General features: G+C 69.4%; 16 protein-coding genes. 7 read left to right on the forward strand and 9 right to left on the reverse strand.

Annotated elements, in window-relative coordinates:
* Positions 1-342: 342 nt before the first annotated feature.
* Entirely contained in the window at positions 343-1,158 is an 816-nt protein-coding gene (locus LQZ85_RS15495; protein ID WP_056277529.1) for an SDR family oxidoreductase, read from the reverse strand.
* 72 nt (positions 1,159-1,230) lie between these two features.
* Positions 1,231-1,977, reverse strand: coding sequence for an SDR family oxidoreductase (locus LQZ85_RS15500; RefSeq protein WP_056277525.1), 747 nt, complete (start codon positions 1,975-1,977; stop codon positions 1,231-1,233).
* 243 nt (positions 1,978-2,220) lie between these two features.
* Between LQZ85_RS15500 and LQZ85_RS15505 the strand changes: the two genes are divergently transcribed.
* From LQZ85_RS15505 to LQZ85_RS15515, 3 genes are read left to right on the forward strand one after another with little or no spacing between them, the layout of a single operon-like run.
* Entirely contained in the window at positions 2,221-3,678 is a 1,458-nt protein-coding gene (locus LQZ85_RS15505) for an APC family permease (protein ID WP_230101164.1), read from the forward strand.
* A 33-nt stretch (positions 3,679-3,711) separates the two neighbouring features.
* Positions 3,712-4,551: a molybdenum cofactor biosynthesis F family protein gene (locus LQZ85_RS15510; protein ID WP_056277520.1), complete on the forward strand. Its 840-nt coding sequence runs from the start codon at positions 3,712-3,714 to the stop codon at positions 4,549-4,551.
* A gap of 1 nt (position 4,552) precedes the next feature.
* The gene (locus LQZ85_RS15515) at positions 4,553-6,196 is read left to right on the forward strand and encodes an amidohydrolase (protein ID WP_230101165.1); all 1,644 of its coding nucleotides are present in this window, start codon (positions 4,553-4,555) and stop codon (positions 6,194-6,196) included.
* 177 nt (positions 6,197-6,373) lie between these two features.
* On the opposite strand, the gene LQZ85_RS15520 is transcribed toward LQZ85_RS15515, so the two are convergent.
* The 3 genes from LQZ85_RS15520 to LQZ85_RS15530 form a co-directional block, all read right to left on the reverse strand.
* Positions 6,374-7,837: an FAD-dependent oxidoreductase gene (locus LQZ85_RS15520; protein ID WP_230101166.1), complete on the reverse strand. Its 1,464-nt coding sequence runs from the start codon at positions 7,835-7,837 to the stop codon at positions 6,374-6,376.
* Positions 7,834-9,279 (reverse strand): aldehyde dehydrogenase family protein, encoded by a 1,446-nt coding sequence (locus tag LQZ85_RS15525; RefSeq protein ID WP_230101167.1) that lies wholly within the window; start codon positions 9,277-9,279, stop codon positions 7,834-7,836. The genes LQZ85_RS15520 and LQZ85_RS15525 overlap by 4 nt, the downstream gene beginning before the upstream one ends.
* Before the next feature lie 134 nt (positions 9,280-9,413).
* On the reverse strand, positions 9,414-9,851 hold the full coding sequence (locus tag LQZ85_RS15530) for an Lrp/AsnC family transcriptional regulator (RefSeq protein WP_187250130.1): 438 nt from the start codon (positions 9,849-9,851) through the stop codon (positions 9,414-9,416).
* A gap of 151 nt (positions 9,852-10,002) precedes the next feature.
* Here LQZ85_RS15530 and pdhA point away from each other — a divergent pair, with 151 nt between their 5' ends.
* The 4 genes from pdhA to LQZ85_RS15550 all read left to right on the forward strand — a co-directional run bounded on the left by pdhA (position 10,003) and on the right by LQZ85_RS15550 (position 14,997).
* Complete coding sequence (gene pdhA / locus LQZ85_RS15535) at positions 10,003-11,103, forward strand: pyruvate dehydrogenase (acetyl-transferring) E1 component subunit alpha (protein WP_230101168.1); 1,101 nt, start codon at positions 10,003-10,005, stop codon at positions 11,101-11,103.
* A complete protein-coding gene (locus LQZ85_RS15540) occupies positions 11,100-12,128 on the forward strand; it encodes an alpha-ketoacid dehydrogenase subunit beta (RefSeq protein ID WP_230101169.1) in 1,029 nt (342 codons plus the stop codon). Before pdhA ends, LQZ85_RS15540 begins: the two co-directional genes overlap by 4 nt.
* A complete protein-coding gene (locus tag LQZ85_RS15545) occupies positions 12,125-13,528 on the forward strand; it encodes a dihydrolipoamide acetyltransferase family protein (RefSeq protein ID WP_230101170.1) in 1,404 nt (467 codons plus the stop codon). Before LQZ85_RS15540 ends, LQZ85_RS15545 begins: the two co-directional genes overlap by 4 nt.
* 149 nt (positions 13,529-13,677) lie before the next feature.
* Positions 13,678-14,997 (forward strand): MFS transporter, encoded by a 1,320-nt coding sequence (locus tag LQZ85_RS15550; protein ID WP_056277770.1) that lies wholly within the window; start codon positions 13,678-13,680, stop codon positions 14,995-14,997.
* A gap of 53 nt (positions 14,998-15,050) precedes the next feature.
* Here LQZ85_RS15550 and LQZ85_RS15555 read toward each other — a convergent pair whose 3' ends face one another.
* The 4 genes from LQZ85_RS15555 to dhaK all read right to left on the reverse strand — a co-directional run bounded on the left by LQZ85_RS15555 (position 15,051) and on the right by dhaK (position 20,583).
* The gene (locus LQZ85_RS15555) at positions 15,051-16,340 is read right to left on the reverse strand and encodes a hypothetical protein (protein ID WP_230101171.1); all 1,290 of its coding nucleotides are present in this window, start codon (positions 16,338-16,340) and stop codon (positions 15,051-15,053) included.
* 144 nt (positions 16,341-16,484) lie between these two features.
* Entirely contained in the window at positions 16,485-18,950 is a 2,466-nt protein-coding gene (gene ptsP, locus LQZ85_RS15560) for a phosphoenolpyruvate--protein phosphotransferase (protein ID WP_230101172.1), read from the reverse strand.
* On the reverse strand, positions 18,950-19,591 hold the full coding sequence (gene dhaL / locus LQZ85_RS15565) for a dihydroxyacetone kinase subunit DhaL (RefSeq protein WP_056277501.1): 642 nt from the start codon (positions 19,589-19,591) through the stop codon (positions 18,950-18,952). The genes ptsP and dhaL overlap by 1 nt, the downstream gene beginning before the upstream one ends.
* Entirely contained in the window at positions 19,591-20,583 is a 993-nt protein-coding gene (dhaK, locus tag LQZ85_RS15570) for a dihydroxyacetone kinase subunit DhaK (RefSeq protein WP_230101173.1), read from the reverse strand. Before dhaK ends, dhaL begins: the two co-directional genes overlap by 1 nt.
* Positions 20,584-20,665: the final 82 nt, after the last annotated feature.

Below are 20,665 nucleotides of genomic sequence, written 5' to 3' on the forward strand. Positions count from 1 at the left end.
TGTCGAGGTCGGCGATGACCCGATCCAGAAGCTCCGCAGTGCTGTTCATACCCCCAGTCAACCCCGGGCCACCGACATCCGAGACCCGAAACGACCTCGAATTACCCCAGATCAGATCCGTATTCCACTCTCCCGGAATGGCACAGCGCAGGCGCCCAGATCGCGCGCGAGATGCGGGGAAACCCCAAGAGGCGCGACCGACAGGAGGAAGCGGGGAAGAGGCGAAAGACGGGATACGTGAGAACGGAGAACACAGAGGCGTCATCGGAGCGCGAACGACCGAACCGGGAACGAGAGCGCCCACACCGGGGACGACCGACCATGCACCCGAGCGACCGCCTCCTACATCCCCGCCCGGTCGAAGGCGATCGTCGGCACATCCACGACGTGTGACCCGCCATCCGCCACGATCACGGCACCGGTGACGTACGACGACTCCCCCGATCCCAGGAACCGCACGACCGACGCGATCTCCGCCGGCCGAGCCGGGCGCCGCAGCGGCACATCCGCCGTGACGGTCGCATACGCCTCTTCCCGCGAGCCCAGCCCGGCATGGGTGGCGAACTCGTCCATCTCGTCGTCGGCCATCGGCGTCTGCACCCACCCTGGACACACCGCGTTGACGCGCACACCCTGCCGTCCGTAGTCGCGGGCGAGGGTCCGCGTCAGCCCGATCAGCGCGTGCTTGCCCACGGTGTATCCCGCCACCGACGGACCCGCGAAGAGACCTGCGAGAGACGACACGATCACGATCTGCCCTTTCGCCTCGATCAGCGCAGGCAACGCCTCTCGCGCCATGACGAACGCCGTGGTGAGGTTCGCGCGGATCGCCGCATCCCAGCTGTCGTCGTCGGTGTCGGCGACCGGCGAGAAGCCGTGTCCGCCGGCATTCGCCACCAGCACGTCGAGGCGCCCGAATGTCGCGAGCACCTCCGCCACCGCTGCCTGCGCCGATGCGGTGTCCGCGGCATCCGCGATGATCGGATGCGCGCCGACGGCGTCGGCCACGGCGCGCAGCGGATCGGGCCGACGCCCCACGACCACGACGTGCGCCCCTTCAGCGGCATACCGTTCGGCGATCGCCGCCCCGATGCCGGTACCCCCGCCGGTGATCACGATGACCCGCCCGGAGACCGTCGATCCCACTGCACTACCCATGTTCGCTCCTGTTCTCGCCGCGCTCACGCGCTCTCGCCGCGCTCGTGCGCGGGTCCGTCGTCCCCGTGACCATCAGGCCGGGAATCCTGATCGGGCCGAGTACCCGAAATCACTGAGGATGGTCGTGCCGTTGATCGCTCTGCTGCGCGGCGACACCAGATACAGCACGTGTGAAGCGACGTCCTCGGGCGACTGCACCTCGAAAGTCGGGGAGACGAACGCGTGCTCCCCGAGGTCTCCACGGCTCATCGGGGTGTCGACGATCGACGGCGCCACCGTGTTCACCCGGACATCAGTGCCGGCGAGATCCACCGACAACGATCGACCCAGCTGCACGAGCGCGGCCTTCGATGCGCAATAGGCCGCCATGCCGGGCGACGACACGAACGCCGAGTCGCTCGCGAGCAGCACGACGGATGCCGAAGCCGACGCCCGCAACGCGGGAAGGACCTGCGCGAGAACCAGGAACGCCCCCGTGACATTGACCGCGAACACGGCGTTCCAGTCGTGAAGCGAGATCTGCTCGATCGTCGATCCGACCGGACCCGAGATCCCCGCGCAGCACACGACCGCATCCACCCCGCCGAGCTCCTCGACGGACGTGGAGACCGCCAGCGCGACCTGTGTCTCGTCGGTGACATCGACCACCCGGACCACAGCGTCACCGCATCCGCGTGCCGTCTCTGCGAGCGCAACGGCATCCCGATCGAGGAGCGCCACGCGCACCCCCTCCGCGGCGAGCGCGCGGGCGGTCGCGCGGCCGATACCGCTCGCGGCGCCGGTGATCAGCGCGGTCGTGCCCGTCAGCTGCAGGTCCATGATCTCCTCGAGACATCGCCGCGGCGCCAGCGGCGCTCCGCGAGGACGGCGGTGTCATCACCGTCATCCTGCTCCGCCGGATCCGGGCCGGGAACACGACCAGGACGGCTGTGCGCGCTGGCACCATCGTCCTTCGCTCAGGGTCAACCGCCGCGCTCCCGGCACGAGCAGACTCGCTGTATCGACGAACCCCTCGTCGTCGATGCCGTGCCGACACGGCCGTCACCGAGCAAAGGAGCCGACGTGGCAGACCCGATATCTGCGTCCACGACGCAGCAGGACCACACCTCTCTTCGACCCGGCGCGCTGGGCGTCGCCGGGATCGTCTTCCTCGTGCTCGCCGCCGTCGCACCACTGACCGGCATCGTCGTGGTCGCCTCGCTGGCGATCGCCCTCGGAAACGGCGGCGGCACGCCGATGGCCTTCTTCATCGTGGCCGCGATCCTGCTGCTGTTCGCCGTGGGATACGCGCAGATGTCGAAGCAGCTGGTCAACGCCGGCGGCTTCTACGCCTTCGTCGTGAAGGGCCTCGGTCGCACCGGCGGTCTGGTCGCCGGCCTCATCGCCACGCTCGGCTACAACTTCTTCGTCGTCGGCACGATCGGCACCAGCGGCTTCTTCATGCAGAACATCATCCGCGACCTCACCGGCCTCGACGTGCACTGGCTCATCTGGGGTCTGCTGTCGATCGTCGTGTGCTTCGTGCTCGCACGGGTCGGGGTGGACTTCTCGTCGAAGATCCTCGGTGTGTGCCTCGTGCTCGAGGTGCTGATGCTCGTGGTGTTCGACGTGTCGGTGCTCGTGCAGACCGGATACGACGTGGCCGCGTTCAGCCCGGAAGCCGTGTTCTCGGGGTCGCTGCCGATCGGCCTCCTCCTGGCCGCGACGGGCTTCCTCGGCTTCGAGGCGACCGCCCTGTTCAGCGAAGAGGCGAAGCAGCCGCTGCGCACGATCCCGCGGGCGACGTACACCTCGATCATCGCGATCGGCGTGATCCTCGGCGTCACCACCTGGGCGGTGGTGAGCGCGACCGGCGTCGCGCAGGCGCAGGCAACCGCTCTCGAGCACCTGCCGACGGGCGACCTGATCTTCATGCTGTCGCAGCAGTACCTCGGGGGCCCGCTGACGACCGTGATGATGATCCTGCTGCTGGTCAGTCTGTTCGCGGCGATGCTCGCGTTCCACAACTCCGCGACGCGCTATCTCTACTCCCTCGGGCGCTCGCGGATCCTGCCGCACGCTCTGGCCCGCACGCGCCGCAACGGCGCCCCGCAGCTGGCAGGAATCGTGCAGGCATCGTTCGCGGCGCTCGTGGCGATCATCTTCGCGATCGCCGGTGCCGACCCCATCCTCACGCTCGTGCCGGCGATGCTCGGCTTCGGCACCCTGAGCGTGCTGATCCTGCAGGGGCTCGCCGCGATCTCGATCGTCGTGTACTTCCGCCGTGCCGGCGATCCACGATGGTGGAGCACGTTCATCGCTCCGGGGATCGGATTCCTCGGCATCGCCGCGATCGCGGTGCTGGCGATCGTGAACTTCAACATCGTCGCCGGATCCGAGGAGCTCGCCATCCGTCTCATGCCGCTGCTGCTCGTGGTGGCGCTGATCGGCGGCATCGTCTACGGCGCCTATCTCAAGCGCTCCCGGCCCGCCGTGTACGAGGGCCTCGCATCCGACCTCGAGCGTTTCAGCGACCGCTGACGCTCCCGCAACCCCACTCACCTGAGGAGAGACATGACGACCCTGAACCCCGCAGACACCTCCACCTGGCTCCCGCTCGAGGGCCTGGCTCCCGGCTTCGACGCGAACAAGGCTCCGCACACGGCCGCATTGAGCGGTCGGGAGATCACCGTCGTGGACGCCCGCGGAACCCGCATCTCGCACCGGTTCGCCGACACCACAGTCGCGTGGGACTACCGGCCCGGTGCCGACGACACGACAGCACCCGCCTCCGACACCGACGACTACGAGGCGTTCGAGGTCGACGACGACCTGTACTTCGTGCAGTTCCATCACAACTACCTGCCGAACGAAGCAGTGTCTCTGATCGTCGACCTGCGCCACGGCCGCGCCCTCGCCGTCATCTCGGTGATCCTGCCCGCGCCCGAGCAGGGACGCACCCGCGTGCAGCACGTCTTCGCGCCGAGCATCATCGACGGAGCGACCGTGACGGGCGCAGAGCCGGCGCCGACGACGACGCTCATCGGTCGCCGGGTCGAGTGGATCTACAGCGAAGAGCACGCCTACGAGCACGTGTACCTCTCGGAGCGCTGGTACTCATGGCAGTGCCTCGCCGGCCCCGAGCGCGGCCTCGCAGACACCGACGAGAACAGCGTGTGGGAGGTGCGCCCCGGGATCTACGTCTTCGCGTGGCGCGAGAAGGTCATCCCCTGCGCATCGGTCACGATCGCCGACCATCGGGACGTGAACGCGATCCGCTCGCACGGGGTTCTCTTCGGGCTCGACGAGTCGGGTGAGGTGCCCACGCACTTCACGTTCGGCGCTCACGGCCGACTGCTCTCGACGACCCATCACGCGAACGGCCTCGAGCCGGCGCTGTTCGGAACCCTCTGAGATGACGACGGCCGAGCTCATCGTGACGGGCTCGGTGATCCGCACGGCGGATCACCGAGCACCGATCGTCGAGGCGTTCGCGGTGCGCGACGGGCGGATCCTCGACGTCGGCACGCGGGCCGAGATGGACGCCTACCGCGGCCCGGACACGAGGATGCTGGATGTCGGCGATGCCGCGGTCTACCCCGGCTTCGTCGACGTGCACAACCACCACGCTCTCGCCGGGCGCACCGAGCTGTTCGAGCTCTCGCTGCCGCCCTCGCTGGGCCTCGACGACATCCTCGACCTCGTGCGCGAGAAGGCCAGCGCGCTGCCGCCCGACGCGTGGATCGTGGGCGGCCCGGTGTCGACCACTCTGCTGCCCAGCCTCGCGAACAGCGCGATCAGGCAGCGTCTCGATGAGGCGGCCGGCGGTCGCCCCGTCGTCCTGGTCGAGGACTCGAGGCACAACAGGTGGGCGAGCACGCGGGCGCTGCAGCTCGCCGGGATCACCGCCGACAGCATCCCCTCCGGTGGAGTCACCGTGCTCGATCCCGATGACGGCACGCCGACCGGGGTGCTGTTCGAGGCAGCGGGAATCCCCGTGCAGGAGGCCTACGATCGCAGCGGTGGGCTGACGGGCGAGCAGCACGTGGCCGCGTCGCGCCGCGGCGTCGAGATCCTCAACTCCTACGGCATCACGACCTTCCAGGATGCCGGAGTGTCGACCGACATCCTCGCCGCCCTCGCGACCCTCGACCGGTCGCACGAGCTCACCGCCTGGGTCGTCTCGTCGCTGCTGATCAACGATGAGATCTTCGGGTTCGATCCGATCGGCACCCCGCTCATCGACCTCGGTGAGCAGTTCCGCACCCCGCACCACCGGCCCGACTTCGTGAAGATCTTCCTCGACGGAGTACCACCCGCGCGCACGGCGTCGTTCCTCGAGCCGTATATCGCGGATGCCGTGCACGGTGCGCACTTCCACGGCGAGACGACGATGGACTTCGACGAGCTGCACACCTGGCTGCGGTCGGTGGCCGAGCGCGGACTCGGCGCCAAGGTGCACTGCACGGGAGACGGATCGGCGCGTCTCGTGCTCGACGTCGCCGAGCGCATCCGGTCCGACGGCTTCACCACCCCGATCCAGATCGCGCACGGCCAGTTCCTCGCCGACGACGACATCCCGCGCTTGCGAGCCCTCGACGTCTCGGCCGACATCTCGCCGTTCATCTGGTTCCCGGGCGTGATCCCGCAGGCGCTGGCCGAGGTCCTCGGCGACCGCGCCGAGCATTCGCAGCCCAACCGTGCCCTGCTCGACGCCGGCGCGCTCGTCGCCGGCGGCTCGGACTGGCCGGTGAGCGAATCGCCGAACACCCTCGAGGGGCTGCAGGGTCTCGTCACGCGCGCCGATCCTCTCGGCCGAGCGCCCGGCGTCCTCTGGCCCGAGCAGGCGATCACGGCGGAGGAGGCCCTGCAGGTCTTCACGATCAATGCCGCGACCGCGATGGGCCTCGGCGCGGAGACCGGATCGCTGACGCCGGGCAAGTCCGCGGACTTCGTGGTGCTCGCCCGGGATGCGATCGCCGGCCCGGCCGACGAGATCGTGCACACTCCCGTGCGGTCGACGTGGTTCGCCGGTCGCGAGGTGTACTCCGCGGGCTGATCACGTCGCATGCCGTGCGCGTCTTTCCCTGCGGGGTCGATGACGCACCGCTCAGCAGCGATTCGGATGCGTTGGTGACCCCGCATGCGGGACGACACGCAGGACCTCGCACGCCGGATGAGACGCTGATGCCCCCTTCCACCTACTCGGCAGGAGGGGGCATCGCGAGCGTCGACGTCAGCGTCCGAGCAGGAACCTCGCCCCCAGCTCGCCGATCATCGCCGCGGGGGCGTTGGTGTTGCCCGTCGGAACGGTGGGGATCACCGACGCGTCGATCACGCTCAGTCCCTCGAGACCGCGCACCCGCAGCAGCGGGTCGACCACCGCCTCGGCATCCGATCCCATCCGGCAGGTGCCGACCTGGTGGTGGTAGGTGATGGCCGTGCGGCGCACCCAGTCGTCGATCCCGTCGTCCGACACGTCGGGGCCGGGGTACACCTCGGTCGCTCCCCATTCCTCGGCGAGCGCCGGCTGCGCGCCGATCCGGCGGCACTGACGAACCGATGCCGCGAGCGCTGCCACGTCCCTGTCGTCTTCGAGCGCGGCGAGGTCGATCAGAGGCGGGTCCGCGAGATCCGGACCGGACAGGGTGAGCCCACCGCGGCTGTACGGCGTCACGAGACCGGCCATGAGGGTGAATCCGTCATCCCCTCGAGGTTCGAGCTCGCCCCACATCGGCACCGAGAAGTGGATGGGCTGAGTGTCGGGCTCGGCGAGGTCGTCGCGGCTGCGCCAGAACAGGTGCGACTGCGTGACCGAGACGCCCGGCCGCGGCGGTCCGACCGGCCTCTCGGTCGTGAAGATGACCGGTGAGAGCAGATGGTCGTGCAGGTTCTTGCCGACGCCCGGTGCATCCAGCACGACGGGGATGCCGAGCGCGGCGAGCTCGTCGGCGGGGCCGATGCCCGAGCGCAGGAGGATCACGGGTGATCCGATCGCACCGGCCGACAGCACGACCTCGTCGGCGAAGACCTCCTCGGAGTCGGCGCCCGAGCCGAGTCGGACTCCGACGGCGCGGCCCTCCTCGACGATCACCGAATGCACCTCGCGCTCGGTGAGGATCGTGAGCCTGTCGACGACCGGCTGCGCGTAGGCCATCCACGTGTTCACCCGCCGGCCGTCGCGGATCGTCACCTGCTGCTGCGAGACGCCGTCGAGGGTGCCGCCGTTGTAGTCCGGGTTGCGGGGCAGCCCCTCTTCGACGGCTGCGTCGATGATCGAGGCCTGGATCGGCGAGAGCTCGTAGTCGTCGGTGACGGGCAGCACATCGTGCTCGAGCGCGGCGAAGACGGGTTCGACCGTGTTCCAGCCCCACCCCGTCGCGCCCGCGCGTTCCCAGGCGTCGTAGTCGGAGGCGGCGCCGCGCACCCAGATCATGGCGTTGAGCGCATGCGAGCCTCCGGTGACCTTCCCGCGCGGCAGGTGCAGTCGGCGTCCGCCGGCGTGCTTCTGCGGAACGGTGAAGAAGTCCCAGTCGTCGGCGGAGTGCCACAGCTCCCCCGCCCTCGACGGGTCGTGGATCGCCGGATTCGAGTCGTATCCTCCGGCTTCGATCAGCGTCACCTCGACGCCGGCGTCCACCAGGCGTCGCGCGACGATCGCGCCCGAGGTCCCGGCCCCGACGACGATCGCGGTTCTCATGCCTGCGCCTTGCGGCCCGGCCCCGACACGACCTGCGTCACGGCGACGGACTTGAGCCCCTCGACACCGAACTCCAGGCCGTAGCCCGAGCTCTTCACGCCGCCGAACGGCACCATCGGGTGCAGCCCGCCGTGCGAGTTGATCCACACCGTGCCGGACTCCATGCGCGTCGCGGCCTCGCGGGCGGCGTCCGGATCGCTCGACCATACCGATGCGCCGAGACCGACGTCGACCGAGTTGGCGAACGCGAACGCCTCGTCGACGTCGCTGTACCGGATCACCGGCAGCGCCGGGCCGAACTGCTCCTCCTGCACGAGGGCCGCGTCGTTGTCGATGTCGGCGACGATCGCGGGGCGATAGAAGAGCTCGCCGAGCTCAGGAGCCGCCTCGCCGCCCGTGACGACACGGGCGCCGCGTCCCTTCGCCTCGTCGACCAGGCGCGACACGATGTCGAACTGGGCGCGATTCTGCAGCGGACCCAGCACGTTGTCCTCATCGAGCCCGTTACCCATCGGGACGGATGCCGCGATCTCGGCGAGCGCGGTGACGACCTCGTCGTAGACGGAGTCGTGCACGTAGAGGCGCTTCATCGCGGCGCAGGTCTGACCGGTGTTGATGAAGGCGCCCCAGAAGAGGTCCTGCGCGATCGCCGACACATCGGTGCCCGGCAGCACGATCCCGGCGTCGTTCCCGCCGAGCTCGAGGGTGAGGCGGGCGAGGTTGCCGGCCGAGCTCTCGATGATGCGTCGCCCGGTGGCGGTGGATCCGGTGAACATGATCTTGTCGATGTCGGGGTGCGAGGCGAGGCGCGCACCCACCTCGCGATCGCCGGAGACACCGATCAGAACGTCGGCGGGCAGCACGTCGTTCATCACCGCCAGCATCGCGAGGACGCTCAGGGGCGTGTACTCGCTCGGCTTCGCGACGACGGTGTTGCCCATCCGCAGCGACGGACCGATCTGCCAGATGGTGATCATGAGCGGCCAGTTCCACGGACCGATCGCGCCGACCACTCCGGCGGCCTTGTAGACGAGCTCGGCGTGCAGGGTCTCGTCGTCGACGAGCACCTGCGACTCGAGCGGGATCGACGCATTGGTGCGCAGCCAGGCCGAGCACGCACCCAGTTCGAAGCGCGCGTTGGGGCCGTTCAACGGCTTGCCCTGTTCGCGCGAGAGCAGGTGCGCGAGCGCCTCGGCGTTCGCGTCGATCGCATCGGCCGCAGCGATCAGCAGCTCGCTGCGCTTCGCGTGGCCGAGGGACTCCCAGCCGGGCTGAGCGGCTCGCGCTCGCGCGATCGCATCGTCGAGGTCGCTGACCGAGTGCTCGGGCGCACGACCCATGACCTCGCGTGTGGCGGCATCCGGGATGTCTCGCCCCGCGCCCTCCGGCGCCTGGATGCGGTCGAGCAGCGCGGCGGCTGCGGATGCGGCGGATTCGGACATCGGGACTCTCCTTCGAGCGAGACGCATGCCAAGGATCTGGCGGGTCGTCTCATTGTCGAACGCGATGCGACAACCCACTTGTCGCGGAGCGCGCCGCAGATGTCCGAGTGCGAAGGGATGACCTCCCCACCCGCTCAGATCAGGGTGAAGTCCTCGAAGATGAGGGTCGTGCGTGTGGAGCGGATCGAGGGGATCGCCTGGATGTCCTCCAAGACGATGCGGCGGAGGTCGCGCGCGTCGCTCGCCCGCACGAGCAGGATGACGTCGAAGTCACCGCCGACGAGCGCCATGTGCTCGATCTCGGGAATCATCCGCAGCCTGGCGCTGACCTCCTGCCAGGTGGCCTGCTCGATGGCGAGTGTCACATAGGCGCTCGCATGGTGGCCGAGCAGCACGGGGTCGGTGCGCACCGAGTAGCCGGTGATGATGCCCGCATCGGTCAGCCGCTTGATCCGTGCGTGAGCGCCCGCTCTCGAGATGTGCACGGCCTCGGCGATGGCGGTCATCGACGCCCGGGCGTCGATGCGCAGCTGCTCGAGAATCGCGTGATCGGTGTCGTCCAGCGTGATCATGGAACCCCTTCGTCCTCTGCCTGAATTCTGACATTTCGTCACGGAGGTGAGCAAGTAGATCGCATTCGTCCACGATGCGCCGAATGTTCTTGGACGTCTGTCGCGAGGAGAGCATGCTGGCGTCATCGAGTTCGGCAAGGAGGGCGAACGGATGGAACACGCACACCTGCTCCCGCGCGACACGGCGGTGCAGCTCATCGACGCAGAGGGCCGTGTCGTCGACGACCCGCACTTCCCGCTGCCGGATACGGACACCCTGCTCGCCGCCTATCGCGGTCTCGTCGAGGGACGCCGCATCAACGATCAGGCCAGCGCTCTCGTCCGCCAGGGCCGCCTCGCCGTCTACCCGTCGTCGCACGGTCAGGAGGCGTGCCAGATCGGAGCGGCCCTCGCCCTCGACGCCGGCGACTGGCTCTTCCCCACGTATCGGGACTCGGTCGCGGTCATCGCCCGGGGTGTCGCACCGGCCGAGGCGATGGTGCTGCTGAAGGGCGACTGGCATTCGGGCTACGACGTGCGAGCGCACCACGTCGCGCCTCAGGCCACTCCGCTCGCCACACAGCTGCTGCACGCGGTCGGCTTCGCGTATGCCGCGAAGAAGCGCGGAGAGCAGACGGCCGTCCTGGCACTGTGCGGCGACGGTGCGACCAGTGAGGGCGACTTCCACGAGGCGCTGAACTTCGCCGCCGTCTTCCGTGTGCCGGTCGTCTTCCTCGTGCAGAACAACGAGTTCGCGATCTCGGTGCCGCTCAGCCGCCAGACCGCCGCGCCGTCGCTGGCCCACAAGGCGATGGGATACGGGATGCCGGGGCAGCGCGTCGACGGCAACGACGTCGCCGCCGTGCTGGCCGTTCTCGGCGAGGCCATCGCACATGCCCGCTCGGGCGACGGTCCGACGCTCATCGAGGCGCACACCTATCGGATGCAGGCGCACACGAACGCCGACGACGACACGCGCTATCGCGAGCGCGCCGAAGTCCAGGCGTGGGTCGAGCGCGACCCGCTGACGCGACTGCGAGCACACCTGACGAGCGCCGGCGTCCTCACGGCCGACCGTGAAGCCGAGTATGCGGCGGAGGCCGAGAAGACCGCCGCGGCGATGCGAGAGGCGCTCAACGTCGATGCCGAGATCGATCCCGAGGATCTGTTCCGCTTCGTCACAGAGACCCGCTCTCCCCAGCGCGAGGAGCAGTGGCAGATGCTGAGGGACGAGATCGCACGCAACCACGCAGCAGCCGGAGGTGCACGATGACCATCGCCCACGACGACATCCGGGTCGACACCGGCGCACTGTCCGTGTCGACCATGAGCATGGCCGCCGCACTGAACCTCGCCCTCGCGGATGCGATCGAGAGCGATCCCGAGGTCGTCGTCTTCGGCGAGGACGTCGGAGCGCTCGGCGGCGTGTTCCGCATCACCGACGGACTCACGGCGCGGTTCGGCGAGGACCGCTGCTTCGACACCCCGCTCGCCGAATCCGGCATCGTCGGCACAGCCGTCGGCATGGCCATGAACGGCATGCATCCCGTCGTCGAGCTGCAGTTCGACGCCTTCGCACTGCCGGCATTCGAGCAGATCGTCAGTCACGTCGCGAAGCTCGGCAACCGGACGCGCGGTGCGGTGCGGATGCCGCTCGTGATCCGCATCCCGTTCGGCGGCGGCATCGGCGGGGTCGAGCACCACTGCGACTCCTCCGAGGCGTACTACGCGCACACCCCGGGCCTCACCGTCGTGAGCCCGTCGACTCCCCAGGACGCCTATTCGCTGCTCCGGGCGGCGATCGCCTCGCCCGACCCGGTGATCTTCCTCGAACCGAAGAAGCTGTACTGGACGAAGGGAGAGGTCGACACCTCGGCGACGGCGGACATCGGCTCCGCCCGCATCGCCCGCGAGGGCACTGACGTCACCCTGCTCGCCTACGGCGCCTCGGTGCCGCTTGCGCTCGAGGCCGCCGATGTGGCGGCATCCGAGGGGCGCAGCGTGCAGGTCGTCGACATCCGTTCGCTGTCCCCGTTCGACGACGCCACGGTCACCGCCGCCGTGCGCGCGACCGGACGAGCGGTCGTGATCGCCGAGGCTCCCGGATTCGCCAGCGTGGCCTCCGAGATCCAGGCGCGCGTCTTCGAGCGCTGCTTCGAGTACCTCGAGGCTCCGGTGCGCCGCGTCACCGGATTCGACACCCCCTACGCCCCGCCCAAGCTCGAGCACTGGTACCTGCCCGACGTCGACCGCGTGCTGGACGCGATCGACTCGCTGCACTGGGAGGACGAGTCATGACGGCGCTGACCACCCACGTCTTCCGGCTGCCGGACCTCGGCGAGGGACTCACCGAGGCCGGACTCGTGCAGTGGCTCGTCTGCGTCGGCGACACGATCGTCACCGACCAGGCGATCGCCGAGGTCGAGACGGCGAAGAGCGTGGTCGAGCTGCCCTCGCCCTTCGCCGGCGTCGTCACCGCACTGCACGGAGAACCGGGCGAGACCATCGACGTCGGAGCGCCGGTGCTCGAGGTCGCCGACGGCGCCTCTTCTTCTTCTGCGGATCCTTCCTCGGCGGACGCTCCGGACACGGATGCGGGAGGAGATCTCCGTGCGGATGCCGGCGATCCGGAGCAGGAGGCGTACCGCGAAGAGGAGCGCGCAGGGTCCGGCAACGTCCTGATCGGCTATGGGACCACGGAGCGCGGCGCGACCGGCCGACGGCGCCCGAAGGCGACGGCGGCATCCGAGATGCCACGCGAGAAGCCGGACGCGAATGCTTCGGAACGGCGGCCCGTGGCCGTCCGCTCTCCCCTGGTGCGACGACTCGCCCGCGACCTCGGACTCGACGTCCACGCCATCACCCCGACCGGCCATGACGGCGCCGTCACGCGCGCCGACGTGCTGGCGGCCGCTGTCGACGACGCCGTCGACGGGGCAGCGGCGCAGCATCGCCGCGATGATCACCAGCCGCAGTCCGCGAACGCCGAACGTCTCGATGGCCTCGCCGTCGTCTCCCGTGAGCGGATGTCCCCGCTGCGCAAGGCGGTCAGCGCACGGCTGACCCGCAGCCGCTCCGAGATCCCCGAGGCCACGGTCTGGGTCGACGTCGATGCCACCGAGCTCTGGAATCTGCGCTCCGAGATGGTACCGGCCGGCGGCAGGGCACCGTCGATCACTGCCCTCGTGGCACGCTTCGTCGTGCTCGCGCTCGCGGAGCATCCGGTGCTCGCCTCCCGCCTGAGCGACGACGGATCGGAGATCATCTCCTTCGACGGCCTCAACCTCGGCGTCGCCGCCGACACTGAGCGCGGCCTCCTGGTGCCCGTCATCCCGCGGGCGCACGAGCTCACCGTCGAACAGCTCGATGTCGCGCTGCGCGAGCTGTCGGCGACGGCGCGTTCGGGGGCGATGCCTCCGGAGCGGCTGCGGGGGTCGACGTTCACCCTCAACAACTACGGCGGGCTCGGGGTCGACGGCTCGGCCGCGATCATCAACCACCCCGACGTCGCGATCCTCGGCATCGGTCGCATCATCGAGCGCCCGTGGGTGATCGACGGTCAGATCGTCGCCCGCCGCGTCGCTCAACTGTCACTGGTGTTCGATCACCGCGTGTGCGACGGCGGGTATGCGGCGAGCTTCCTCCGCCGCGTCACGGAGCTCATCGAGCATCCGCTGCGCGCGTTCGGCAAGGTGTGAGGGCGTCTGAGTCGCGCGGTCGCAGATGTGGGGCTTGGGTCGCCCGACCACCGTGCGCTACTCTCGTCAATTACTGACCGACCATTCGGTAAGTAGCTCGGGGTGACGCAGCGTCGCTCCTCCGCACCCGCAGAACAATGGAGTTCTTCATGACGTCAGCAGTATCCGCGCGCACCTCGACGGCGCGAATGCCCGCCGAGGAGCGGCGAGTCCTCGCCAGCACCCTGGTCGGCACCTCGATCGAGTGGTACGACTTCTTCATCTACGCGCAAGCAGCCGGCCTCGTGCTCGCGCCGCTCTTCCTCGCCCCGATCGCTGAGGAGAACAAGGGGTTCGCGCAGATCCTCTCCTTCGCCACGATCGGGATCTCCTTCCTCTTCCGTCCCCTGGGAGCCATCGTCGCCGGGCACCTGGGCGACAAGCTGGGTCGCAAGAAGATGCTCGTCTTCACGCTCGTGATGATGGGACTCTCCACTTCGCTGATCGGCGTGCTGCCGACCTACGCCGCGATCGGCGTCGCCGCTCCGATCCTTCTCATCGTGCTCCGCATCCTGCAGGGGTTCTCGGCGGGCGGCGAGTGGGGCGGAGCGGCACTGATGGCCGTCGAGCACGCCCCCACGGCCCGCCGGGGGCTCTTCGGCGCCTTCCCGCAGATCGGCGTCCCGATCGGCATGATCCTCGCCACAGCCACGCTCTGGGTGCTGACGAGCTCGATGTCCCCCGAGGCGTTCCTCGAGTGGGGCTGGCGGATCCCGTTCCTGATGTCGATCGTGCTGATCGCCGTCGGCTACGTGATCAGGCGCGCCGTCGACGAGAGCCCCGTCTTCGAGGATCTCCGTCGTCGTCGTCAGGAGGCCTCCGCGCCGCTGGGTCGCCTGTTCCGCAAGAACACCAAGCAGGTCGTGCTCACTGCCCTGATCTTCATCGGCAACAACGCCGCCGGGTACCTGCTCATCGCGTTCTTCGCCACCTACGCCGTCACCGCCCTCGGCATGGAGCGTCCTCCCGTGCTGCTGGCGACGACGCTCGCGTCGTTCGGCTGGCTCATCTTCACGCTCTGGGGCGGCCACCTCTCCGATCGTCTCGGACGCGTCCGCACCTTCCAGATCGGGTACATCGCGCTCGCGCTGTGGGCGGTGCCGATGTGGTTCCTGATCGACACGGCGAACATCTTCTGGTATTTCGTGGCGCTGTTCGTGATGACGTTCGCGCTCGGGCTCTCGTACGGCCCGCAGGCGGCTCTCTATGCCGAGATGTTCCCGGCCAACGTCCGCTACTCGGGCGTCTCGATCGGATACGCGCTGGGTGCCATCCTCGGCGGGGCGTTCGCACCGATGATCGCGGAGGCTCTGATGAACCAGTTCCAGGCGGCCTGGACGATCGGCGTCTACATCGCCATCACGGCGGTGATCTCCCTCATCGCCGTGTCGATGGTGAAGGAGACCAAGGGCGTGGATCTGCACGCCTGATCATCGTCTTCCCGGCATGCTGCGGGCCGGTCGGTCATCCGACCGGCCCGCAGTCAGCCGAAGACCAGCGGCGTGCGTGCCGTCGCGTCCTCGACCGTGATGCCGACGATCGTCGCCCCCTCCTCGAGCACCTCGCGATCGGCTTGGAAACGGAAGACCTGCCCGTCGCGCGTCGTGACGGCGTAGAAGTGATCGCTCGACGACACGACCTCGACCACGGTGCCTCCGGGGTATGCAGCCATCGCATCCGCGACGGGGGCGCCGAGGCGGATATCACCTCGCGACGGCAGCGCGGCTCCGTCACCGACGGTGTCGCCGAGGCTGCGGTCGCTCCCGACGGTGATCGACCAGACGGCATCGCCGGCCTCGACGGGGCGCACCAGGATCGTCCCCGCCTCCGCGGGGGCGATGAGCTTCCACGGGCCACCGTCGTACTCGGGTTCGACGACCTGCGCGTCCTCGCCGGCGGCGGCGATCGCGGACTCGACCGAGTCGCCGAGTCGGAGCGGACCCACGCCGCCGACTCCGACCTGCCAGTCACTCCACGCGGTTCCGGGATCGCCGGACGGGTCTGTCTCGGCGATGGGCGGGTTCTCGGTGAGCTCCTCGACCAGCCCGGACCGGGCCTCCTCGGCGCGTTCCCGAAGCAGCAGCGCCGCCGCCTCGGCGTCGAAGTCGCGATCGCCGCTGAAAGGCTGCCACAGCTGCACGATCACGTTCCCGGTCGAGGCGAACGCGCTGAACGACCGCCAGTCCAGCGCCGCATCGATCAGCGAGCCCGCGAAGGCCCGGGTGTTCTCGGACGCTTCGGGGATCACGGCATCGAAGGAGACGGTTCCCTCTTTGACGAACTCGGCGCACTGCTCGGCCGCCTGGAGCAGCTGATCCATGCGGCCCTCGGCGTGAGCCTCGTCGGCGAACTGCATGATCGTCATCCGGCCGAAGCCGTTCGTGGGATCCGTCGGCACCTGCCACTCGATCGTCCTCGCCCCGACGCTGCCGAGTGACTGCTCGGCGTAGAGAGCGTCACAGATCGGCGGATCCGCAGGGAGGCTTCCTCCGTCCGATATCTGTTCGAGGACCGGCGACGGATCGCCGACGTCCGTGGCGTCCGGAACGATCCCCACGATCTCCTCGGGGGCGAGCGCGAATGCGTCGAGCTCGTCGCCGACGAACACGATCGGTCCGGCATACGGCTCGGGCGCGGCGGTCGTCCGGGACGGCGATGGCGACGGAGGCGATGACGTCTGGGGACTCGGGGCGCAGGCGCTCACGGCGGCCACGGCACCGATCCCGATCAAGGCGAGCGTCACTCGCGCTCGACCCGTGATGAAGACAGCCATTGAATCCTCCGACCTCGTCATTCGCCGATGCAGACGTCCCCTCCTGGAGCCTAGGCGCGCTGGGACGACCTCGACCAGGAGCCCGCCCATGTCGAGATCAGAATGATGCCGGAGAGCGCATATGTCGTCGACGCGACGACCGCGTCACTCTCCGTTGAGTACGGCGGCTGCGGCGGCGCGGGCATCGACAGCCGTCGCTGCTCTCAGGACCGCTTGCGCAGCGGCATCGCACTGTTCGCCCGTGACGCCCGCGAGCGCCGCCGCGACTCGACCCAGCGCACGGGGTGTCATCGACAGCGACGTGACGCCGAGCCCCACGAGCACGGCGGCCAGAGCGGGATCGGCAGCGGCCTCGCCGCATACCCCCACCGGCAGGCCCCACCGGCGTCCGGCCGCACCCGCCTGCCCGATCAGTCGCAGCACGGCCGGCTGCCACGGATCGTTCAGATCGCCCAGCTCTCCGAGCAGTCGATCAGCCGCGAGCGCGTACTGGGCGAGGTCGTTGGTCCCGATGCTCACGAAGTCGACGACCTCGAGCATCTCCGACGCGAGGAGCGCGGCGGAGGGCGTCTCGATCATCACCCCCACAGTCTCCAGACCGGCTTCTCGCGCACGCTCCGCGAAGTCGCGTGCCTCATCGACCGTGGCCACCATCGGAGCCATCACCTCGACGAGTGCCGACTCCGCCCCCGCGGCGAGCGCCAGTGCCCTGAGCTGATCGTCCAGCAGCTTCGGAGCCCGTCGCGCGATCCGGAGTCCCCGCACGCCGAGAGCGGGATTGTCCTCCGCGTCGGAGTTCGCGAAAGGCAGCGGTTTGTCACTGCCGGCATCGAGCGTGCGCACCACGACCCTCTGCCCCGGAAACGCGGCGAGGACACCTCGGTAGGCGTCGACCTGCTCCTCGATCGTCGGTGCGTCGGCGCGGTCGAGGAAGCAGAACTCGGTGCGGAAGAGACCGACGCCCTGGGCCTTCGAGGCAGCGGCCACGACGGCCTCGGCCGCTCCCCCGACATTGGCGAGGAGCGGGATGCGCCGTCCGTCGGCGAGCACCCCCTCGCCGTCGAACGGCACCACGAGCGACGCGGCCTTCGCCTCGGTGACTCGAGAGCTGCTCGGGTCGATCTCGACCGTGCCCCGATCGCCGTCGACGAGCACGACCGCACCGCGCGGGATCCCGGTCGCGCCGATGACTCCGACCACTGCGGGGATTCCGAGCGACCGGGCGATGATCGCCGTATGCGAGGTGGGGCCACCCTGCTCCGTCACGAGCGCGACGCAGTTGCCCCCTTCCAAGGCTGCCGTGTCCGCGGGGGCGAGATCCGACGCGACCAGCACGAAAGGCTCCTCACGCTCGGGAACGCCCGGCATCTCGACCTCGAGGATCTCCGCGATCATCCGATCACGGACGTCGCGGATGTCGGCCGCTCGCTCGGCCATCCGCCCACCGAGAGCCGCGAGTCCTCTCTCGTGCGCCGCCGATGTCTCCCAGATCGCCCGCGCGGCCGTTCGACCCCGCGACCGCACGAGGTCCGCCGCCTCGGCCACCAGTTCGGGGTCGGAGGCCAGCAGACGCGACGCGTCGAGGATCGCCCGAGCCTCGCCGGTCGCCGCCCTCGTGCGCGCCCGCAGCTGGTCTGCCACCGCCACTGCGGCCCACTCGATCGCAGATGCCTCGGCCTCCCGATCACCAGGCGCGACGACGGTGCTCTCGTCCGGCTCGCGCACGGGCGCGGCGAGGAGCACGGCCTCGGCGGCGACCCTGCCCGAGCTCACGCCGCGACCACGCAGCACGTCGCCTGCCCGGACGGGAGGGGACTCGGGGGCCGCCTCTGCAGCGTGCGCCCCGACCGACCCCGAGGCGACGGCGTCGACGTCCGTGCCTTCACCGAATCCGTCGTCGAACAGGGCCACCAGTCGGTCGAGCGCCCCTTCGGCGTCGCGCCCGAGTGCCGACAGCTCGATCCGGTCGCCCTGCCTGGCACCGAGGATCAGCAGGCGTGACAGGCTCGCACCCGACGCCTCAGCCCCGTCGGGCAGTCGACGCAGTCGCACATCGATGCCCGCAGATGCCTCGGCGATCAGAGCCGCCGGTCGCGCGTGGATACCGAGCGCATTGCGCACGACCACCGTCCGCGTCACGGCACCCGACCGGTCGGTCGATGCGGACTCGATCGGAGCGGCTTCCGTCGACGGGTCCTCGAGCTGGCTGCTCTTGGCGGCGAGCGCGATCGACGCCTCCCCCGCGACGACGTCCAGCGATGCGCCGGCAGCGGCCGACACGACGGCCGCCAGCAGCCCTTCCACGAACGGCGCGGGGGCGAGGCGCACCGGCACATCGCTCGTCCGCAGCTCCAGCGCGAGCTCGGCGCTCAGCACTGCGGAGCCGAGATCCATAAGCACCAGGACACCGTCGCAGTCGGCGGCCAGCTCGTCGATCGCCGCGGCGACAGCGACGGCATCCGTGCCGAGGACGGGCGCGCCGTCGGCATCCGTTCCGGCGCCTGCGGCGACTCTCACTCGCGCTCCCCCGCCCTGCACCATCTGCAGGGCGAGCTCCAGCGCCGCCTCCCCGAGTCGAGCACTGTGGGAGACGGCGACGATGCCGATCATCAGGAGGATTCCGCGGTCGCCTGGGCGAGGGACTCGAACAGCAGTGTCGTCGACGCCGCACCGGGGTCGAGATGGCCGGCACTGCGTTCCCCGAGATAGCTCGCACGTCCCTTCCGGGCGACGAGCGGTTCGGTGGCATCCCGACCGGACGCTGCCGCCTCTGCGGCCGCCGCCGTCGCGGCAGACAGGTCTCCCCCTCCGGAGATCGCGGCGTCGAACGCGTCCACCGCGGGCGCCATGGCGTCGAACATGGTCTTGTCGCCGGCCTCGGCCTTGCCGCGAGCGACGATGCCATCGAGTCCGGCACGCAGCGAGCCGCCGAGTCCGGCGCCATCGAGCTCGGTCACGGGCCCTGCAGCCATCCCCATCCGCAGGAACAGCGTGCCGTAGAGCGGCCCGCTGGCGCCTCCGACCGAGCTCACGAGAGTCATGCCGACGGTCTTGAGCAGCTCGTCGACCGTGTCGGGCACACCCGAGTCGAGCTTCGCCACGACCGCATCCATGCCACGGGCCATGTTCGCGCCGTGGTCGGCGTCTCCGATCGCCGAGTCCAGCTCGGTGAGCCATTCGCGCTTCTCGGCGATGACGTCGCGGAACCGCCGGATCCAGTCGGCCAGGGCCGCGGTGTCGATCGCCGCCATCATGCCCCCCACCGCAGTCCGGGGGTGTTGACGGGTGCGTCCCACAGCCTGAGCAGCTCGTCGTCGGCCTTCAGCACCGTGAGCGAGCAGCCGGCCATGTCGAGCGAGGTGATGTAGTCGCCGACCAGGTTGCGGGCGATCTGCACTCCCGCCTGCTCGAGCAGCGCGGCCACCTCGCCGTACATCAGATACAGCTCGATCAACGGGGATCCGCCCATGCCGTTGAGCATCACGATGGCGGGACCTGAGACGTCGAGATCGGCGAGGATCGGCTCCACGAGTTGCCGGGCGATCTCGGATGCCGGCGCCAGTGGCTCCCGGTGCCGACCGGGCTCGCCATGGATGCCGATGCCGATCTCCATCTGGTCCTCGGGCAGATCGAACGTCGGCTTGCCCGCTGCGGGAACCGTGCAGCTGGTGAGCGCCATGCCCATCGACCGCCCCTGTCCGTTGATGCGCTTCGCGATGGCGACGACGGCATCGAGATCCTGCCCCTCCTCAGCCGCGGCGCCGACCAGCTTTTCGAGCAGCACCGTGAGTCCGACGCCACGACGCCCTGCCGTGTAGAGCGAGTCCTGCACGGCGACATCGTCATCGACGATCACGGTGCCGACCTCGATGCCCTCCATCGAGGCGAGCTCCGCCGCCATCTCGAAGTTGAGCACGTCTCCCGTGTAGTTCTTCACGATGTGCAGCACGCCTGCCCCGCGATCGACGGCCTTCGTGGCGGCCTGCACTCGATCGGGGGTGGGCGAGGTGAAGACCTCGCCGGCGACGGCGGCGTCGAGCATGCCGAGGCCCACGTATCCCCCATGCAGCGGTTCGTGGCCGGACCCTCCACCCGAGACGATCGCGACCTTCCCCTCCGCCTTCGGCGTCGAGCGGGTGATCACGTGCGTCTCGAGGTCGACCGAGAGCTCCGGATGCGCGAGTTCGACGCCGCGCAGCGACTCGACCAGCACATCGGCGGGGTTGTTGATGAGCTTCTTCATCGTTCGATCTCCTTTGATCTCTACGGCGGCGCTCTTTCGCAATATTGGAAAGTTATTCGTCAATGTCGAATATGCTCGGGCG

The sequence above is a fragment of the Microbacterium sp. Bi98 genome, from assembly GCF_918698045.1.
Lineage (GTDB): Bacteria > Actinomycetota > Actinomycetes > Actinomycetales > Microbacteriaceae > Microbacterium.

Excerpts from the sequence above, each read along its gene's own strand:
- LQZ85_RS15495 (WP_056277529.1), bottom strand. The coding sequence starts at position 1,158 with ATGGGTAGTGCAGTGGGATCGACGGTCTCCGGGCGGGTCATCGTGATC.
- LQZ85_RS15500 (WP_056277525.1), bottom strand. The coding sequence starts at position 1,977 with ATGGACCTGCAGCTGACGGGCACGACCGCGCTGATCACCGGCGCCGCG.
- LQZ85_RS15510 (WP_056277520.1), top strand. The coding sequence starts at position 3,712 with ATGACGACCCTGAACCCCGCAGACACCTCCACCTGGCTCCCGCTCGAG.
- LQZ85_RS15515 (WP_230101165.1), top strand. The coding sequence starts at position 4,553 with ATGACGACGGCCGAGCTCATCGTGACGGGCTCGGTGATCCGCACGGCG.
- LQZ85_RS15520 (WP_230101166.1), bottom strand. The coding sequence starts at position 7,837 with ATGAGAACCGCGATCGTCGTCGGGGCCGGGACCTCGGGCGCGATCGTC.
- LQZ85_RS15525 (WP_230101167.1), bottom strand. The coding sequence starts at position 9,279 with ATGTCCGAATCCGCCGCATCCGCAGCCGCCGCGCTGCTCGACCGCATC.
- LQZ85_RS15530 (WP_187250130.1), bottom strand. The coding sequence starts at position 9,851 with ATGATCACGCTGGACGACACCGATCACGCGATTCTCGAGCAGCTGCGC.
- pdhA (WP_230101168.1), top strand. The coding sequence starts at position 10,003 with ATGGAACACGCACACCTGCTCCCGCGCGACACGGCGGTGCAGCTCATC.
- LQZ85_RS15540 (WP_230101169.1), top strand. The coding sequence starts at position 11,100 with ATGACCATCGCCCACGACGACATCCGGGTCGACACCGGCGCACTGTCC.
- LQZ85_RS15545 (WP_230101170.1), top strand. The coding sequence starts at position 12,125 with ATGACGGCGCTGACCACCCACGTCTTCCGGCTGCCGGACCTCGGCGAG.
- LQZ85_RS15550 (WP_056277770.1), top strand. The coding sequence starts at position 13,678 with ATGACGTCAGCAGTATCCGCGCGCACCTCGACGGCGCGAATGCCCGCC.
- LQZ85_RS15555 (WP_230101171.1), bottom strand. The coding sequence starts at position 16,340 with ATGGCTGTCTTCATCACGGGTCGAGCGCGAGTGACGCTCGCCTTGATC.
- ptsP (WP_230101172.1), bottom strand. The coding sequence starts at position 18,950 with ATGATCGGCATCGTCGCCGTCTCCCACAGTGCTCGACTCGGGGAGGCG.
- dhaL (WP_056277501.1), bottom strand. The coding sequence starts at position 19,591 with ATGGCGGCGATCGACACCGCGGCCCTGGCCGACTGGATCCGGCGGTTC.
- dhaK (WP_230101173.1), bottom strand. The coding sequence starts at position 20,583 with ATGAAGAAGCTCATCAACAACCCCGCCGATGTGCTGGTCGAGTCGCTG.